Annotated in this window: 19 protein-coding genes; 9 read left to right on the forward strand and 10 right to left on the reverse strand. The window is 57.1% G+C overall.

Annotated elements, in window-relative coordinates:
* Nucleotides 1-24: 24 nt before the first annotated feature.
* The 3 genes from DXX3274_RS05390 to DXX3274_RS05400 are packed head-to-tail and all read right to left on the reverse strand — an operon-like array spanning nt 25 to nt 1,981.
* Nucleotides 25-504 (reverse strand): GNAT family N-acetyltransferase, encoded by a 480-nt coding sequence (locus DXX3274_RS05390; protein ID WP_042858973.1) that lies wholly within the window; start codon nt 502-504, stop codon nt 25-27.
* Nucleotides 504-1,514 (reverse strand): D-2-hydroxyacid dehydrogenase family protein, encoded by a 1,011-nt coding sequence (locus DXX3274_RS05395; RefSeq protein ID WP_042858974.1) that lies wholly within the window; start codon nt 1,512-1,514, stop codon nt 504-506. The genes DXX3274_RS05390 and DXX3274_RS05395 overlap by 1 nt, the downstream gene beginning before the upstream one ends.
* Nucleotides 1,515-1,534: 20 nt before the next feature.
* Nucleotides 1,535-1,981, reverse strand: a complete 447-nt coding sequence (locus DXX3274_RS05400) for a GNAT family N-acetyltransferase (protein ID WP_042858975.1) — start codon at nt 1,979-1,981, stop codon at nt 1,535-1,537.
* A gap of 217 nt (nt 1,982-2,198) precedes the next feature.
* On the opposite strand from DXX3274_RS05400, the gene tcdA reads away from it, so the two are divergent.
* Nucleotides 2,199-3,050 (forward strand): tRNA cyclic N6-threonylcarbamoyladenosine(37) synthase TcdA, encoded by an 852-nt coding sequence (tcdA, locus tag DXX3274_RS05405; RefSeq protein ID WP_042858976.1) that lies wholly within the window; start codon nt 2,199-2,201, stop codon nt 3,048-3,050.
* On the opposite strand, the gene csdE is transcribed toward tcdA, so the two are convergent.
* Together csdE and csdA are read right to left on the reverse strand one after the other, a co-directional pair.
* A complete protein-coding gene (gene csdE, locus DXX3274_RS05410; RefSeq protein ID WP_042858977.1) occupies nt 3,038-3,481 on the reverse strand; it encodes a cysteine desulfurase sulfur acceptor subunit CsdE in 444 nt (147 codons plus the stop codon). The genes tcdA and csdE overlap by 13 nt on opposite strands.
* Before the next feature lie 3 nt (nt 3,482-3,484).
* Complete coding sequence (csdA, locus tag DXX3274_RS05415) at nt 3,485-4,690, reverse strand: cysteine desulfurase CsdA (protein ID WP_042858978.1); 1,206 nt, start codon at nt 4,688-4,690, stop codon at nt 3,485-3,487.
* A gap of 171 nt (nt 4,691-4,861) precedes the next feature.
* Here csdA and DXX3274_RS05420 point away from each other — a divergent pair, with 171 nt between their 5' ends.
* The 4 genes from DXX3274_RS05420 to rlmM all read left to right on the forward strand — a co-directional run bounded on the left by DXX3274_RS05420 (nt 4,862) and on the right by rlmM (nt 7,901).
* Complete coding sequence (locus DXX3274_RS05420) at nt 4,862-5,083, forward strand: YgdI/YgdR family lipoprotein (RefSeq protein ID WP_039691636.1); 222 nt, start codon at nt 4,862-4,864, stop codon at nt 5,081-5,083.
* A 353-nt stretch (nt 5,084-5,436) separates the two neighbouring features.
* Nucleotides 5,437-6,363, forward strand: coding sequence for a transcriptional regulator GcvA (locus DXX3274_RS05425; RefSeq protein WP_038661551.1), 927 nt, complete (start codon nt 5,437-5,439; stop codon nt 6,361-6,363).
* A gap of 49 nt (nt 6,364-6,412) precedes the next feature.
* On the forward strand, nt 6,413-6,799 hold the full coding sequence (locus DXX3274_RS05430; protein WP_038661549.1) for a DUF423 domain-containing protein: 387 nt from the start codon (nt 6,413-6,415) through the stop codon (nt 6,797-6,799).
* 1 nt (nt 6,800) lies between these two features.
* Complete coding sequence (rlmM, locus tag DXX3274_RS05435) at nt 6,801-7,901, forward strand: 23S rRNA (cytidine(2498)-2'-O)-methyltransferase RlmM (RefSeq protein ID WP_042858979.1); 1,101 nt, start codon at nt 6,801-6,803, stop codon at nt 7,899-7,901.
* A gap of 52 nt (nt 7,902-7,953) precedes the next feature.
* Here rlmM and xni read toward each other — a convergent pair whose 3' ends face one another.
* Together xni and ppnN are read right to left on the reverse strand one after the other, a co-directional pair.
* Complete coding sequence (gene xni / locus DXX3274_RS05440; RefSeq protein ID WP_042858980.1) at nt 7,954-8,715, reverse strand: flap endonuclease Xni; 762 nt, start codon at nt 8,713-8,715, stop codon at nt 7,954-7,956.
* A 53-nt stretch (nt 8,716-8,768) separates the two neighbouring features.
* On the reverse strand, nt 8,769-10,133 hold the full coding sequence (gene ppnN / locus DXX3274_RS05445) for a nucleotide 5'-monophosphate nucleosidase PpnN (protein WP_042858981.1): 1,365 nt from the start codon (nt 10,131-10,133) through the stop codon (nt 8,769-8,771).
* A 274-nt stretch (nt 10,134-10,407) separates the two neighbouring features.
* Here ppnN and syd point away from each other — a divergent pair, with 274 nt between their 5' ends.
* The 4 genes from syd (at nt 10,408) to DXX3274_RS05465 (ending at nt 13,213) form a co-directional block, all read left to right on the forward strand.
* The gene (gene syd, locus DXX3274_RS05450; RefSeq protein ID WP_042858982.1) at nt 10,408-10,956 is read left to right on the forward strand and encodes a SecY-interacting protein; all 549 of its coding nucleotides are present in this window, start codon (nt 10,408-10,410) and stop codon (nt 10,954-10,956) included.
* A 677-nt stretch (nt 10,957-11,633) separates the two neighbouring features.
* Nucleotides 11,634-11,954 (forward strand): YqcC family protein, encoded by a 321-nt coding sequence (locus tag DXX3274_RS05455; RefSeq protein ID WP_042858983.1) that lies wholly within the window; start codon nt 11,634-11,636, stop codon nt 11,952-11,954.
* Nucleotides 11,955-11,956: 2 nt separating this feature from the next.
* The gene (truC, locus tag DXX3274_RS05460) at nt 11,957-12,742 is read left to right on the forward strand and encodes a tRNA pseudouridine(65) synthase TruC (RefSeq protein ID WP_042858984.1); all 786 of its coding nucleotides are present in this window, start codon (nt 11,957-11,959) and stop codon (nt 12,740-12,742) included.
* 18 nt (nt 12,743-12,760) lie between these two features.
* A complete protein-coding gene (locus tag DXX3274_RS05465; protein ID WP_042858985.1) occupies nt 12,761-13,213 on the forward strand; it encodes a flavodoxin in 453 nt (150 codons plus the stop codon).
* Nucleotides 13,214-13,301: 88 nt separating this feature from the next.
* Here DXX3274_RS05465 and DXX3274_RS05470 read toward each other — a convergent pair whose 3' ends face one another.
* From DXX3274_RS05470 to glnD, 3 genes are all read right to left on the reverse strand, one after another.
* A complete protein-coding gene (locus DXX3274_RS05470; RefSeq protein ID WP_038661528.1) occupies nt 13,302-13,688 on the reverse strand; it encodes a DUF3461 family protein in 387 nt (128 codons plus the stop codon).
* A gap of 122 nt (nt 13,689-13,810) precedes the next feature.
* Nucleotides 13,811-14,635, reverse strand: a complete 825-nt coding sequence (gene dapD / locus DXX3274_RS05475; protein ID WP_042858986.1) for a 2,3,4,5-tetrahydropyridine-2,6-dicarboxylate N-succinyltransferase — start codon at nt 14,633-14,635, stop codon at nt 13,811-13,813.
* 65 nt (nt 14,636-14,700) lie between these two features.
* Nucleotides 14,701-17,382 (reverse strand): bifunctional uridylyltransferase/uridylyl-removing protein GlnD, encoded by a 2,682-nt coding sequence (glnD, locus tag DXX3274_RS05480; RefSeq protein ID WP_042858987.1) that lies wholly within the window; start codon nt 17,380-17,382, stop codon nt 14,701-14,703.
* Nucleotides 17,383-17,384: the final 2 nt, after the last annotated feature.

Below are 17,384 nucleotides of genomic sequence, written 5' to 3' on the forward strand. Positions count from 1 at the left end.
AGCATATCGCTTGTCGAGATATTGTCAGCCGATAACTTTGACCATCGGGATACAGGCCAGCGAGAAGCCTCGAGGCGAGTGGTAGAGGCTGATTTCATCGCCTGAAAAGCCCAGCGAGCGGTAAAACGGCGCGGCGTTCAGGCTGGCATCGAGCCGAATTTCCGCCAGACCCGCCGCGCGAGCCAGCGTTTCCAGATGTTGCATCATCCGTTTGCCCACCCCTTGTCCCATTGCCTCCGGGGCGACAAACACCGCGTCGATCATGCCGGTGTGGAGGTTGATCATACCCGTTGCTACGATCTGGCCGGCTTGCTCCGCCAGGTGAAAATGGTGGGTGACGGTGTTCTCGAAAGCCTCGCTGAGGGTGTCGCTGGTCCAGAGTTGCAGTTGCTCAGTCGCATAGTCATGGCGGCAGCCGTGCAGGATGGCGCGGTTACGCAGGTCAAACGCCGTGTGCGCATCGTTTCGACGGGCTTTACGCAGCGTGATCGCGGGTGGTTGCATCAATCGGCTCCTGTTGCGGCATGGTTCCGGCTGGAGGTAAAAAGCGCTGGGCCGTTGACCAGATTGGCCGGGCGTCCGGCGGCAAATGCCGCCACGTTCTCAAACGCGGTTTTAAAATACAGCTCGTAGCTGTTGCGCTCGACATAGCCGATATGAGGCGTGGTCAGCACATTAGCTAGCGTTAGCAACGGTTCGTTCTCCGGCGTCGCGGGTTCGTTGTCGAAGACATCCAGCGCGGCCTGTTTGCCGGGATGAGCGGACAGCTCGCGCCATAGCGCGCCCGGTTCCACCAGTTCGGCGCGGCTGATGTTGACGAACAACGAATCCGGTTTCATCAATGCCAGGTCTGCCTGCGTTACGCTATGGCGGGTGGCGTCGTTCAAACGCAGATGCAGCGACAGTACGTCGGCGCCGGCAAAAAATGCGGCTTTGCTGTCGGCGGCGGTAAAGCCGTGCTGGCGCGCCAGTTCACGCGATGTTTCGCTGCCCCATACCAACACCGTCATGCCGAATGCCGCGCCGTACCGGGCGATGAGCTGGCCGATTTTTCCGTATCCCCAGATGCCGAGCGTCAGGCCATGCAGCGTTCTTCCCAATCCCAACGTGCCGTTCTGTTGCCAGTGACCCTGAGCTAACTGGTCGCTGTAACAGGGCAGATGGCGCGAAGCCGCCATGATCAAACTCCAGCACAATTCGGCGGGCGCCACCGGCGAGCCGGTGCCTTCGGCCACTGCGAAGCCATGCCGGGTACAGGCGTCAACGCTGAGGTGCTGGCTTACCTTGCCGGTCTGACTGATTAGCTTCAGGTTCGGCAGTTGAGCCAGCAATTCATCGGTAATACGGGTGCGTTCACGAATCAGCACCAGCGCTTCAGTATCTTGCAACTGCGCCGCCAGTTGGGCGGTATCATAGGTCTGATTCAGAATCCGTACCTGATGACCGTTCAGCAGTGAAAAGCAGTCCAGCCGTCTGACGGTATCCTGATAGTCATCCAGTATGGCGATGTTCATGCAGGGAGTCCTTGTCTGTTTTATTGCGGTTGAGGGCGGCTGGTCATGATGAACTCCCGGTCGGTTTGGTCGGTGACCCGAAACCCCAGCCGGTGATACAGATGGCGCGCCGGATTATTTTTCAGCACGCTCAACACCACCGGTTGCCCCTGTGCTGATGCCTGCGCGAGCAGGGTTTCAATTAATAGCTTGCCGAGGCCGCGGTTTTGAAAATCCGGGTGGATCTGAATCTGGATCAGATACCAGTGCTGTTCCTGCGGCATAAAGCGATATTTGAACAGCCCGGCGGGTTGCCCTTCCACCTGCACGATATGAGCGTGTTCAAACTCGTAGCGAACGCGCCGCATCAGACTGTCGATGTCTGTCGATGCGCCGATGTCCACCAGATATTTCCCCATGGTTAGCCTGCGCAGTTGTAGCAGGAAATCGATATCCGATTCGGTGGCGGGGATCAGTTCAGGGTGCATGGTTTCCTCCGGCGGGAGCCGCCTAATGAGCGTCATCAGTTAAAGTGCCACAGCTCACCTGAAGTCGTCACCTGTCACAACGGTAAATAATGGACGGAGGGGACAGGCACCGCCTGTGGAGAAAAGCAGCGTGTGGGAGAGATTGCCGTTATCCGCTGCGCAAATGGTCCTGACTGGGGTATCATCGCTGCCGTTTGTGATTGAGTGAAGGTGGGCAATGAGTACGCAATTATCCGATAGTTCTCTGCAATCCGATAGTTATCTGCAACGTTTTGGCGGTACGGCGCGTTTGTACGGTCAGCGGGCGTTGTCGCTGTTTGCCGGCGCGCATGTGTGCGTGATCGGCATTGGCGGGGTAGGGTCCTGGGCGGCGGAAGCGCTGGCGCGCACCGGTATCGGCGCGATTACCCTGATTGACATGGATGATGTGTGCGTCAGCAACACCAACCGGCAGATTCATGCCCTGCGTCAGCATACCGGGCAGTTGAAAACCGAGGTGATGGCGGAGCGAATTCTGGCGATTAACCCGGAGTGCCGGGTGACCTGTGTCGATGATTTCATCAGCGCCGAGAATGTGGCGGAACTGCTGGACAACAATTTCAGCTATGTGATTGACGCTATCGATAGCGTGCGCCCCAAAGCCGCGCTGCTGGCCTGGTGCCGCCGCAATAAAGTGCCGGTGGTGATCACGGGCGGAGCGGGAGGGCAGATTGACCCGACCCGTATTGAGGTCGCCGATCTGGCGAAAACCATTCAGGATCCGCTGGCGGCCAAGCTACGCGAGCGGTTAAAGCACGATTTTAATATCGTTAAAAACAGCAAAGGCAAGCTCGGCATCGACTGCGTGTTTTCCAGCGAGCCGCTGATGTACCCGCAACCGGATGGCTCGGTTTGCGCGTCTCGCAGCACCGCTGACGGCGTGAAACGTATGGATTGCGCCTCAGGTTTCGGCGCGGCGACCATGGTGACCGCCACCTTTGGTTTTGTGGCGGTTTCCCATGCGTTGAAAAAAATGATGGCGCGCGATGCCCGGCAGGCGCAGGCCGCTGCGTTGAATCAGGATTCGTGACGGGCGATATCGTGGATGCGGCTGGCCAGCGCGGTCAGCCCGCCGGCGCGTGATGCGCTGAGTTCGGCGCGCAGCCCCAGCCGGTCAAACAAAGCCAGCGGGTCGACTTGTTGCAGCATTTGCGCGGTTTTGCCTTCCACCGCCGTCAATAGGATTGCCAGCAGCCCACGCACGATGCGGCCGTCGCTGTCGCCGTAAAAATGCAGGTTGCCGTCCGCCTGCCGTTGATATCCCAGCCAGACGCGGTTTTCACAACCGGACAGTTCGATGTGTTCCTGACGAAGTGCGTCCGGCAGCGCCGGCAGGGACTTGCTCAGCAGGATCAACTGACGATAGCGCTCTTCCCAGGAGCGACAGGCGTCAAAACGCGCCGTCAGCGCCGCTTCATCAATTTCAGTGCCAAACGGATGGCGTGTAGAGTCGGTCATCATCAATCAATCCATCAGTAATTCAAGCGCTTTTTGGGTAGCCTGGACCAGGTGGTCCACGTCCTGCTGCTGGTTATAGGGCGCAAATGAGGCCCGCAGCGTGCCGGGCACGCCCAGCGCCGCCATCAGCGGCTGGGCGCAATGGTGTCCGGCTCGCAGGGCGATGCCGTCCTCCGCCAGCAGGGTCACCAGATCGTGGTGGTGTACGCCTTCGATAGTGAATGACAACAGGCTGGAACCGGAAGCGCGAAAGCTGCGAAAACCGGGTAACGCGCTCAGTTGCTGTTCCGCATCGCTCGCCAGAGCGACGCTATGCCGATCCGCCGCCGGGCGGTCCTGTTGCTGCCACCAGTCAATGGCGGCAGCCAGCCCGATTACCCCGGCAATGTGCGGCGTACCGGCTTCGAAGCGCTGGGGAACGGCTTGCGGCGTGAAACCGTCAAACGACACTGCCGTCATCATTTTTCCGCCGCCCTGCCAGGGCGGCATGGTTTCCAGCAAGGCCGGTTTGCCGTACAGCACGCCGATACCGGTAGGGCCATACAGTTTATGGCCGGAGAACGCGTAAAAGTCGATATCCAGCGCCGTCACGTCGGTCGCCGTGTGCGCAATGCCCTGTGCGCCGTCGACCATCACCACCGCGCCGGCCTGATGCGCCAGCGTAATCGCTCGTTTCAGGTCCGGCATGCCGCCGGTCACATTCGACATCTGTCCGATAGCCAGCAGGCGGGTTCGGGCGTTGATCAGCGAGGGCAACAGGTGCAGGTCGGGCAGACTATCCGCGCCAATCGGCAGCTTTACCACCCGCGCTCCCGTTTGCTGCGCCACCATCAGCCATGGGATCAGATTGGCATGGTGCTCGGCTTCGCTGACGAGGATCTCATCGCCGGGTTGTAACCGCGGGCGGGCATAACATTGCGCCACCAGATTGATCGCTTCCGTCGTGCCTTTGGTCCAGACGATGCCGCGTGCCTGCGTTGCGCCAATGAAATCCGCCACTTTTTCTCGCGACTGCTCAAATGCTTCCGACAACTGCCGGGCGGCGCGGTGCTGGCTGCGATGAACATTACCCGTTTCACTGGCGTAGTAGTGCTGAACCTCGGCGATAACCGCTTCGGGCTTCAGCGCCGTGGCTGCGCTGTCAAGATAGACGCCGGGCTGGCGAAGCGCGGGAAATTGCTGGCGAAAATGCGGGGCATTGAACGGTTTCATGTCGATCCTCTGTTGAGCGACAGATCCTGTCCCATTTTTGCGGCTGAAACAAGTTTAGGACGATCCTGAACGAAAACCTCGTTCAGCTTGCTACCCTTAATCTTGCTTGATTTGGAATTTAATAATGACTAATGCCTTTATAAAGGCATTAAAAAATACCAGGAGTTAAGTATGAAGAATAAAATTGTAATTCTTGTCGCTCTGGGCCTGGCATTATCGCTGTCAGCCTGCTCCAGCCATTATGTGCTGGAAACCTCCGACGGACGGACCATCATTGCCGATGGCAAGCCGAAGGTGGATGAAGAGACCGGCCTCATCAGTTACACCGATGCCTACGGTCATCATCAACAGATTAATCGTGATGCGCTGAGATCGATGACGGAAGCGAAGTGATCGATATCTTCTGGTCAATACAATATGGGCAAAAAAAAAGCACCGCAAAACGCGGTGCTATGCAAAAATCACTTAGACAGACAGGGTAAATGTACAGGAAATGAAAAGGTAGCATCGCTACCGCGTCTGAAATGCAGACAGTAAACAAATAGCAAACACAACATCACAACCACAAGCCAAAAGCACATCGGTCAACCTTCAGTACTTTTCGTTCCGGCTCAGGGAAGTGGCGCTACTATAGGTATTTGCTGGTGCATCCTCAACGGACAATTTATAATGCATCGGATTACAAAAACTAATGGCAAATCGCGGTAGTATTTACCGGGGTAAGCCGCATATGAAGAATCCGGTTTATGTCGAAACGATTGCCGCCTCTCAATGCTTTGCGTGTCTTTGATGCTGCTGCCCGCCACCTCAGTTTTACCCGCGCGGCTGAAGAGTTATTCGTTACCCAGGCTGCCGTCAGCCATCAGATCAAATCGCTGGAAGATTTTCTCGGCCTGAAACTGTTCCGCCGCCGTAACCGTTCCCTGTTGCTGACGGAAGAGGGGCAGAGCTACTTTCTGGACATCAAGGAAATCTTTTCCGCCCTTAATGAAGCGACCCGTAAGCTGCAGGCTCGTAGCGCCAAAGGCGCGCTGACGGTGAGTCTGCTGCCCAGCTTTGCCATTCACTGGCTGGTGCCGCGTCTGTCGAGTTTCAACACAGAATATCCGGGCATTGATGTGCGAATTCAGGCGGTGGACCGGGAAGAGGAACGACTGTCGGATGATGTGGACGTGGCGATCTTCTACGGACGCGGTAACTGGCCGGGATTGCGGGTGGAAAAACTGTACGCGGAGTATCTGTTGCCGGTTTGCGCGCCGCAATTATTGGCCGGGGAGCATCCGCTGAAAACGCCGGGGGACCTGATATGGCATACGCTGTTGCATGACGCCTCGCGGCGTGACTGGATGGCCTATACCCGCCAGTTGGGGATAACTCAGATTAATGTGCAACAAGGGCCGATTTTCAGTCATAGCGCGATGGTGTTGCAGGCGGCGATTCATGGTCAGGGGGTCGCGCTGGCCAACAATGTGATGGCGCAGACGGAAATTGAGGCGGGCAGACTGGTGTGTCCGTTCAATGATGTGCTGGTCAGCAAAAACGCGTTTTATCTGGTTTGTCATGACAGTCAGGCGGAACTGGGTAAAATAGCCGCCTTTCGCCAATGGATTCTGGCTCGTGCGGCCAGCGAACAGGAAAAGTTCCGCTTCCGCTACGACAACAGTGCGCGCTGAATCCGCCGGGTTCAGCCTCTTTTTCTTGATATATGGAATAGATCAAACGATGAACAGCCGTTTCATGCTGATATTCGCCGCTATCAGCGGGTTTGTATATGTGGCGTTGGGGGCGTTCGGCACGCATGTGTTGAGTAAATCGCTGGGCGAAGCGGAAATGTCCTGGCTGCATACCGGGCTCCAGTATCAGGCGTTTCACACGCTGGCGATTCTGGCGCTGTCGGCGGCGATGCATCAACGGGCGAATGTCTGGTTTTACTGGAGTGCGGCGTTTCTAGCGCTGGGTACGCTGCTGTTTAGCGGCAGCCTGTACTGTCTGGCGTTGTCGCACCTCAAACTATGGGTATTTGTCACTCCGGTGGGGGGCGCGTGCTTCCTGACGGGCTGGCTGTTACTGTTAATTGGAGCCTTACGCTTAAAGAAAAAGGCTGAGTAGCATGAATAAAGTGATTTTGTACTGCCGCCCTGGGTTTGAGAAAGAGTGCGCGGCGGAAATAACCGACAAGGCGGCGCGTTATAACGTCTATGGCTTTGTACGGGTAAAGGATAACAGCGGATATGTGGTGTTTGAGTGCTACCAGCACGAAGACGCTGACCGACTGATTAAGGAATTACCGTTCCAGGAACTGGTATTTGTACGTCAGATGATGGTATGCGGCGAATTGCTGCGCGATCTGCCGCCGGAGGATCGCATCACGCCGATCGTCGGGATGCTGACCGGGGCGTTGGAACGTGCCGGAGAGCTGCGGGTTGAAGTGCCGGATACCAACGAAAGCAAGGAACTGATGAAGTTCTGCCGCAAGTTCACGGTGCCGCTGCGCGCTGCGCTGCGGGAAAGCCGTATCCTGTTGGCGCAGGAGAAAGCCAGCCGCCCGGTGATACATGTGCTGTTCATCGCCCCCGGTTGCTGCTATGTCGGTTATTCCTACAGCAATAACAATTCGCCGTTTTATATGGGGATTCCGCGACTGAAATTCCCTGCGGACGCCCCAAGCCGCTCGACGCTGAAGCTGGAAGAAGCATTCCATGTGTTCGTGCCGGCGGACGAATGGGATGAACGCCTCGCCAGCGGTATGTTCGCGGTGGATCTGGGGGCTTGCCCCGGCGGCTGGACCTATCAACTGGTGAAACGAAGTATGATGGTTCACGCCGTCGATAACGGCATGATGGCGCCGAGCCTGATGGATACCGGGCAGGTGATTCACCATCAGGCGGACGGTTTCCGCTTTGAGCCGCCGCGCAACAATATCTACTGGCTGGTGTGCGATATGGTGGAAAAACCGGCCAAAGTCACCAACCGCATGGCTGACTGGCTGGTCAATGGCTGGTGTCGCGAAGTGATCTTCAACCTTAAGCTGCCGATGAAAAAGCGCTATGAAGAAGTGACCCAGAATCTGGCCTTGCTGGCGCAGCGGCTGGAGGAGAACGGCATCAACTTTGAGATTCGTGCCAAACACCTCTATCACGATCGTGAAGAAGTCACCGTTCATGCCCGGCGTATCTGGGGTGCGACTCCCGGCCGACGCGACGAGCGTTGAGTTTCCGCCGCCGCCGGGCGTAATGTCTGGCGTATCGGCGGTTTAACGCCGCCTAACCCGATGTGGGCAGGCGTAGCTGCTGCAGGTTGCCATTGAGTACCAGATCGGTTCTGAGCGTGGCGACCTGACGGCAGCGGTAAGCCATGTCCTGCTGGGCTTCCAGCTTGCGGCGCCATTTCTCCGGTATCTGCTCCAACTGCTGGTATAGCGCCTCCAGCGAGCCAGCCTGTTGCAACAGCTGGGCGGCAGTTTTCGGCCCAATGCCGCTCACGCCGGGGATTTTGCTGCTGCTGATCCCCGCCAGCCCCCAGTAATCCGGCAACTGTTCGGGTTGAACACCGAACTCCTGCTGGATGAACGGCACGTCCAGCCAGCGCTTCTGAAAGTAATCCCGAATACGAATGGTCGGCGCCAGTAACTGACAGTACCCCTTGTCGGTCGAGACGATGGTGGCCTGGTGCCCTTGCGCGGCGACCTTGCAAGCCAGCGTGGCGGCCAGATCGTCAGCTTCGTTGCCCGGCGAGTGCCAGCTATTTACGCCTGATGCCAGAAAGGCGTCCCTGATCTGCGGCAGTTCCTGCGACAGATTTTCCGGCATGGGCGCGCGGCCGGCCTTGTATTCCGGCAGCAACTGGTGGCGCCAGCTCTGATCCCGCTGTTCGTCATCAAAGACGGCAACGGCATGGGTGGGTTGACTGTGCTGTATCAACTGACCCAGCGCGTGCCGACAGGCAGTCAGACAAGGGGAACCTTGTACCGCATGAATGCGTCGGATCAGGTTGAGCGCGTCGACAATAAGCAGATGTACGGCCATAAGCGGTAGTCATGTGAGTCGCCGCCGGCCTAATGCCAGCGGCGAACTGATGGTCAGGAACGGATCTCGTAGCACGGGACGTAAGCGCTGCCAGGCAGCTTCATACGCTGCTGGGACACAAAGTCCTGCAACAGCTGGTCCATGCTTTTCATGATGTCGGCATTGCCGTGCAATTTGTAAGGGCCGTATTCTTCGATGGCCCGAATACCCGCCTCTTTGACGTTACCGGCCACGATACCGGAAAACGCCCGGCGTAGCGTGGCAGCCAACTGTTCGGCCGGCTGGTCGGGATGCAGATTGAGGTTGGCCATGTTTTCGTGCGTCGGCTCGAACGGCAGTTGCAAGTCCGGTGCGATACGCAACGACCAGTTGAAGCTGTAGGCATCGCCGGTGTGGCGGCGATGCTCTTTCACCTGCGGCATGGTTTTTTTCATCTGTCGGGCCACCTCGGCGGCGTCGTTGATGATGATGGAATAATAACGGCGCGCCTGGCGACCAAGCGTACTGACGATGAATTCGTCAAGCACCCGGAAGTAGTCGGCGCTTTCCTGCGGGCCGGTAAGAATAATCGGCAACACCTGCTCGCTATTGTCCGGATCCATCATGATGCCCAGCAGATAGAGGAACTCTTCCGCGGTGCCGACCCCGCCCGGGAAAATCACGATGCCGTGACCGATGCGCACAAACGCTTCCAGACGTTTTTCAATATCCGGCATGATGATCAGTTCATTCACCAGCGGATTGGGCGGCTCGGCGGCGATGATGGACGGCTCGGTCATGCCGATGAAGCGCCCGTCCCGGTAACGCTGCTGGGCATGGCCCACGGCGGCGCCTTTCATCGGGGCTTCCATCGCGCCCGGTCCGCAACCGGTACAGATGTTCAGTTCGCGTAAGCCGAGCTGGCTGCCGACTTTACGGGCGTACAGGTATTCGGTTTCATTGATCGAATGACCGCCCCAGCACACCACCAGATTCGGCTCCTCGCCCACATGCAGCGCTCTGGCGTTGCGCAGGATGGAAAACACAAGATTGGTGATATGGGTGGAATCTTCGAGATCCAGATTTTGATAGCGTCCGGCGCTGGCGATCTGGCCGTTCACAAACAGGATATCGCGCAGCACGGCGAACAGGTTGGCCTGCAGCGAGCGGATAATCTGCCCGTCGACAAATGCGTCTTCCGGCGGATTGACCAATTCCAGTTTCACGCCGCGCTCACGGCGCAGCACGTTGATGTCGAAATCCTCGTAGCGGGAGAGCAACTCCTTGCTGTTGTCCGTCTGACTGCCGGAGTTCAGTACGGCGAGGGAACAGTTGCGGAATAGCCGGTAAAGATCGCTGCTGGCGGTGCTTTTCAGCATATCCACTTCCAACTGCGACAGTAAATCCATGGACCCTAACGGGCTGATATGTGTGATCATACTACTCCCTGAAACGCAGTGTGCGACGACAGTTGTTCAAGACAGTTGTTCAAGACGTTTGCCCAACACGCAGGTTCGATGCGTTTGTGTGATACGTTTCTTTGCTATCTCACCTTAACGTGTCGAATAGCCTTTTGCCAAGGCATGGTGACCTTCCAACGATAAAGTTGCGCGGCGTTACGCACTTTGATGCGTATTCTGTCGACGGCAGGCGCTATAGTCGGGATAGAATGTGTATTCAGTGAAATCCGACAGACTCAGATTGAGAGGTAAGATGGAGCAGCAGGTACCACAGGCGCTGAACGCATTCACCCAGCGTTATGTCGAATTATGGCAGCGGGAAACGGGTCATCCGCCAGCCAGCGAGGATCTGTATGGCGTGGCTTCGCCCTGCATCGTCGCCACGCAGGATAGCCGGGTGCACTGGTTGCCGCAGGCGCCGGTCGTGCCAGCGCGGCTGGATGGCGTTGAACGGGCGCTGGAGATCCAACTGCACCCGGATGCGCATGCTTTTTTCACCAGCCAGTTCGCCGGCGACATGACGGCTCGCTTTGACGATCTGGAATGTACGCTGCTTCAGGCCTGGAGCGAGGACGATTTTATTCGTCTGCAGGAGAACCTGATTGGTCACCTTTTGACACAAAAACGACTAAAATTGTCACCTACGTTATTTCTTGCGACAACGCATTCTGAAATGGCGCTAATCTCTTTGTGCAACCTGAGCGGCGAAGTTGTGTTGGAAGAATTCGGAACACGCCAGCGTCGAGTGTTGTCATCGGATCTGGCTGATTTTCTGTATAAGCTGTTGCCATTGATTCCATAATGCTGAATCGCGTTTCGCTTTTCGATGTGTGAGAGATCTCTTACATTGCGTGTAAGCGATCTCTTATCTTTAATATTAAACTAAGATTTCCGTTTAATTTTTGCATTATTAATTAATGAATTAATGGTGTTCGTCAATAAACCGTGTTTTTTATGCGGCTATTGGGGCGTTTGGGTGGCTTGCTGATTCGGTTTAATTAATACATCTTATTATTCAGTTTCGTAACACGGTAACAGGGTATGTCGACCATGCCAGGAAGGCAGGGAGTCAATTCCTGTTACACCCAGACTCTTTTTTCAGGATGAAATAAGGGACACCTCCAGGAAGGAGAATGAGAGCCGGCCTGGGAATGCCGGTGGGGCAGGAGCCTAAAGGAATGCGATCACGGATGATTATGAAGGATCGACCGTCACGGATGAAAGAGGGATCGCCAGCAAGGATTGTGGGTTAGGAGGACCATCAGGGACAAGTTTTCAAGGACGAGCAGGGAAGCAACAAGGTAGCGGGACTGCTGCAAACGAACTAAGAGGGAACCGAGAAATCGGTTCCCTCTTTTCGTTTTTGCCAGCTGTCGTTCAGTATGCGCATCCGGTTGCGGGGTGCATGCGGGATGCCAGAACAGGGTAACGATGCTATGCTTTGCCGCCCTGTTACCAAGCCTGATGAGACCCCGGCCCATGAGTGTAGAGATTCGCATCCGACAATCGCTGTTCGCTATAGAGTATGCCCTGAGGGCGAGCCCGTTATGGCAGTCTTCTGCGCCTGATGAGGCGGCGTTTGCCAGTCAGGAGCCGTTCTGCATCGATACGATGGCGGCCGAGCAATGGCTGCAATGGGTATTTCTGCCGCGTATGCACGCATTACTGGATAGCGGCGCGCCGTTGCCGACCCGACTTGCCATCCTGCCTTACTTCGAGGTGGCGTTCGACGGGCGTTCGGATGATGTCGGCGAGTTGCTGACGCAGTTGCGTGTGTTGGACGCAGTGTTTGAGGAATGAGGATGCTGGAGATTGTCTATCAGGATGAGCATCTGGTTGCGGTGAACAAACCGGCTGGCTGGCTGGTGCACCGTAGCTGGCTGGATCGCAAGGAAAAAGTGGTGGTGATGCAAACGGTACGCGATCAGATTGGTCAGCACGTGTTTACCGCGCACCGCCTGGACCGTCCTACTTCCGGCGTGCTGTTGATGGCATTGTCCCCTGAGGTCGCGCGGTTACTGGCGCAGCAGTTCGAGCAGCATCAGATGGAGAAAACCTATCATGCGGTGGTTCGCGGCTATGTGATGGAGGACGGCGTGATTGATTATGCGCTGACGGAAGAGCTGGATCGCATCGCCGATAAATACGCCGACCCCGACAAAGCGCCGCAGCCTGCCGTCAGCCACTATCGGGTACTGTCTCGTGCCGAAATGCCGGTGGCGATCGGACGTTATGACACCTCTCGCTACAGCCTGCTGGAATTGAGCCCCAGGACCGGGCGCAAGCACCAGTTGCGGCGACATATGGCGCATTTGCGTCATCCTATTATTGGGGATACGACCCACGGCGACCTGCGCCAGAATCGCGGTATGGCGGCGCACTTCGACTGTGCCCGCCTGATGTTGCACGCCAGCCGCTTGTCGCTGACTCACCCGGTTACCAACGAGCCGCTGGTAATATCGGCACGCTGGGATGAGCCCTGGCAGGGCGTAATGACGCAATTCGGCTGGCAAGGCAGTCTCCCTGATGTTGAAAGGGTTGAGTTTCCTCAGGCGTCGGGTCAGGATAACGGACTGACGTCAGCATAAAACAGGAGAATCAGCGTCATGGCGCAAGTCGGTATTTTTGTTGGCACGGTGTACGGCAATGCATTGCTGGTGGCGGAAGAAGCGGAAAGCCTGCTTAAAGCGCACGGGCATGAGGTAAAGATTTTCGAAGAGGCTTCGGTAGATGACTGGCTGGCTTACAGCCAGCAGACGGTGCTGGTGGTGACCTCCACCACCGGTCAGGGGCAGTTGCCGGAGTCTATCGTGCCGTTGTACGAAGCGCTGCGCGAAAAAGTCGGTTATCAGCCGGATTTACGCTACGGGCTGATTGCGCTGGGCGACAGCAGCTACGACAACTTCTGCGGCGGCGGCCATCAGTTTGATGCGTTGTTGCAGGAGATGGGGGCGAAACGCGTGGGCGAGTTGCTGGAAATTGATGCGGCCGAGCATCCGGAACCCGAAGTGGTTTCCTGCCCGTGGGTGGAGTCCTGGGCCGCGTTGCTGGATAAGTAACTGTCGGGAGCCGGTTGTGAAAACGGGGCCTTCAGGCCCCGTTTCTTATGCTGATTGGCTGCGTTGCAGCCTTGTCGACGACGCCCACTCAGCGCTGGGTCAGTTTTTCCAGATCGGCTTCGATTTCGCTGATCTTGTTGGTGACTACGCTTTCCAGATGACGCAGGTCGGACAGAATCTTGCGCTTCAAATCCACCTCAACCTGATCGCGCTGGCAAATCTGATCGAGCTCGTCCACGACATAGCGCAGATTGGGGCTGATCTCGTTGATTTCTTTGTAACCCTGCCCGGCGTTATCTGCGACGATGGTTTTGCGCTGGCGCGGATATTTGAACTTGACGCTTTTAGCGAAAAATTCCCCTTTATCCTTGCGAAAGTAAATTTTCAGAATATCGTTGCTGGCTTCCTGGCGGAGGCTATAGCGGTCGATATCTTCCGGGTTGGAAATCCCAAGACTTTTCAGATTGTCGTACATAACACCACCTTTCTTGTTTTACGTCGGCTTGAAAAACTGGGCCAGTGTTGTTGGTCGTGATGGCTTGATGCCGTAAAAAATGGCGGGTCGTAACCCGCCATTCAGTTTAGTCGATAGTGGTATTAGTCGATAGTGCGTAATAACTCATTAATTCCCACTTTACCGCGGGTTTTCGCATCCACTTTCTTCACGATCACTGCGCAGTAGAGGCTGTAGCTGCCGTCTTTAGATGGCAGGTTGCCGGATACCACTACCGAGCCCGCCGGTACGCGGCCGTAATGCACTTCGCCGGTTTCACGGTCGTAAATTTTGGTGCTCTGGCCGATGAATACGCCCATTGAGATCACCGAGCCTTCTTCCACGATCACGCCTTCCACGACTTCGGAGCGAGCGCCGATGAAGCAGTTGTCTTCGATGATGGTCGGGTTAGCCTGCAGCGGTTCCAGAACGCCGCCGATGCCGACGCCGCCGGACAGGTGCACGTTTTTGCCGATCTGAGCGCAGGAGCCGACGGTCGCCCAGGTGTCCACCATCGAGCCTTCATCGACGTAGGCGCCGATGTTGACGTAAGACGGCATCAGTACGGTGTTACGGGCGATAAACGCGCCCTGACGTACGCTGGCTGGCGGCACGACGCGGAAACCCTCACGCTGGAAACGCGCTTCGTCGTAACCGGCGAATTTCATCGGCACTTTGTCGTAGTAGCGGGTTTCGGCTCCTTCCATCAGGTGGTTGTCATTGATGCGGAAAGAGAGCAGCACCGCTTTCTTCAGCCACTGATGCGTCACCCACTGGCCGTTGATTTTCTCAGCCACACGCAGCACGCCGCTGTCCAACTGGCTGATAACCTGATTCACCGCTTCGCGCGTCACCGTGTCCACATTGGCCGGGGTGATGTCTGCGCGACGCTCAAATGCGGTTTCGATGATGTTCTGTAATTGCTGCATCCTGTTTCTCTTTCGTGATTAATCAAACCAGGCCGCGCGCCGCCATGCGGGACGCGGCTTAACATTTAAGAAGCTACTTTATCGTTTGGGTCGAGGGCTTCTGTCAACCGTTGTTGCAACTTAAGCCGTAATTCGGGGCTTAATGCCCGTCTTTCGCTATCTGCCAGAATAAACAGGTCTTCTACTCGTTCGCCGATGGTGGAAATACGGGCGCCGTGCAGCGACAGATTAAGGTCGGCGAACACTTCGCCCACCCGCGCCAGCAGACCGGGCTGATCGAGCGCGATTAGCTCCATGTAACTGCGCCGGTCGGTATGCGTCGGCAGAAAACCGACTTCCGTCGGCACGCTAAAGTGGCGCAGACGCGAGGAGGGCCGGCGCGCTCTCGGATGCTGGTAATCCCGTTGGGTCAGCGCCTGCTCGATGGCGTGGCGGATCATCTCGTGACGATCCGGCGCCAGCGGGCTGCCGTCCGGCTCCAGCACGATAAAGGTGTCCATCGCCATACCGTCGCGGCTGGTGAAAATCTGGGCGTCGTGTACGCTCAGGTTACGCCTGTCCAGTTCGCCGGCGACCGCGGCGAACAGGTAAGGGCGGTCCGGGCTCCAGATAAAAATTTCGGTGCCGCCGCGACTGGCCTGGTGGCTGATCAGCACCATCGGTTTACTGACGTCATGCTCCAGCAGATGGCGTGCGTGCCAGGCCAATTGATTCGGGGAATGACGCAGGAAGTAGTCGGCGCGGCAGCGGCTCCAGATGTGGTGCAGCGCTTCCTCGTCGATATTGTCCATGCGCAACAGCGCCAGCGCCTGCAAGCGGTGATGGCGCACCCGTTCGCGCAGGTCCGGCGTGTTCTGCATGCCGCGGCGCAGCTGCTTCTCGGTGGCGAAATACAATTCGCGCAGCAGGCTCTGTTTCCAGCTGTTCCACAGCGTCTCATTGGTGGCGCAGATATCCGCTACGGTCAGATTCAACAGGTAGCGCAACCGGGTTTCGCTCTGTACCTGTTCGGCGAATTGCTGGATTACCGCCGGGTCCTGAATATCGCGGCGTTGCGCGGTGACCGACATCAACAGATGACAGCGCACCAGCCAGGCGACCAACTGGGTTTCTCGTGAATTCAAGCCATGCAGCGCGGCGAACTCCAGCGCGTCCTTGGCGCCCAGTTCCGAGTGGTCGCCGCCGCGACCTTTGGCGATGTCGTGGAACAAGGCGGCCAGCAACAACAGTTCCGGCTGCGGCAGTCGCGGATAGAGTTCCACGCACAGCGGATGCGCCGCGCGAGTGGCCTCTTCGGTAAAACTTTCCAGTTTCAGCAGCACGCGAATGGTGTGCTCATCCACGGTATAGGCGTGGAACAGGTCAAATTGCATCTGCCCGACGATATTGCCCCACAACGGCATGTAGGCCCACAGCACGCTGTGGGTGTGCATCGGCAGCAGCGCCCGACTGACGGCGCGCGGGTGACGCAGAATATTCATGAACAGGCTGCGCGCTTCCGGAATAGTGCACAGCGGCTGGCTCAGATGCCGGCGCGCATGGCGCAGATGCCGCAGAGTTGTTGAATAGATGCCGCTGATTTCCTGATTGCGCACCATCAGGTAGAACATGCGGATGATGGCTTCGGGCTTGCGCTCGAACAGGGTTTCGTCACGCAGGTCGATAAGCTGGCCGCGCAACTGGAATTCCTCGTCCAGCGGACGGGGTTTCTCGCTGGCATCCAGCGCCAGAATGGCTTCGTCAAACAGTTGCAGCAGCATCTGATTCAGTTCGCCCACTCGACGCGTCATACGGTAGAAGTCTTTCATCATGTGTTCTACCGGCGCGTTGCCTTCGCCCTGATATTGCAGCAGTTGCGCCACATTGAGCTGGCGGTCGAACAACAGGCGGTTATCGTAACGGGGCAGGATCAAATGCAGCGCGAAGCGAATGCGCCACAGAAAACTCTGGCATTCGTTCAGTTCGTTGCGTTCAGCTTCGGTCAGAAAACCGAACCCGACCATTTCGTTGAGCGACGTGGCGCCAAAATGACGACGGGCGACCCACAGCAGGGTGTGGATATCCCGCAGTCCGCCGGGGCTGCTCTTGATATCCGGCTCCAGATTGTAACTGGTGCTGTGGTAGCGCTGGTGGCGTTCCCGCTGCTCGGCGATCTTGGCGGGGAAAAAGGTTTCCGATGGCCAGAACGCGTCGCTGAAAATGTGTTTTTGCAGCATCAGGAACAACGCGACGTCCCCGCAAATCATGCGGGATTCGATCAGGTTGGTGGCGACGGAAATATCCGCCCGGCCTTCTTCCAGACATTCGTCCAGCGTGCGCACGCTGTGGCCGACTTCCAGCCGCAGGTCCCACAGCAACGTGATAAAGGTGCCGATAGCCTGTGACTGAGCGTCCGTCAGCTTATGCTGGCTCAGGACCAGCAGGTCAATGTCCGACAGCGGGTGCAATTCTCCGCGCCCGTAGCCGCCTACCGCCACCAGCGCGGTTTGCGGCGTACTCTCAAAACCGTAAAAGCGCCACAGCCGTTGCATCAGGTGATCGATAAACAGCGTGCGGGCATCGATCAACGCTTCCGCGCTGACGCCGGCTTTGAACTCCTCCGCCAGCCAGCTCTGGAACTTTTCCAGATGGGTTTTCAGCGTCTGACATTTCAGCATGTCGTCCGTGAAGGTGAGGGGAGAAGCCGGTGCCGGATGAACCGTGGTGGTGGAACCGGGGATATCGTGCGGAAGGTCTCTGTCGATCATGT

Origin of the sequence: Dickeya sp. NCPPB 3274 (genome assembly GCF_000406205.1) — a bacterium.
Classification (GTDB): domain Bacteria; phylum Pseudomonadota; class Gammaproteobacteria; order Enterobacterales; family Enterobacteriaceae; genus Dickeya; species Dickeya fangzhongdai.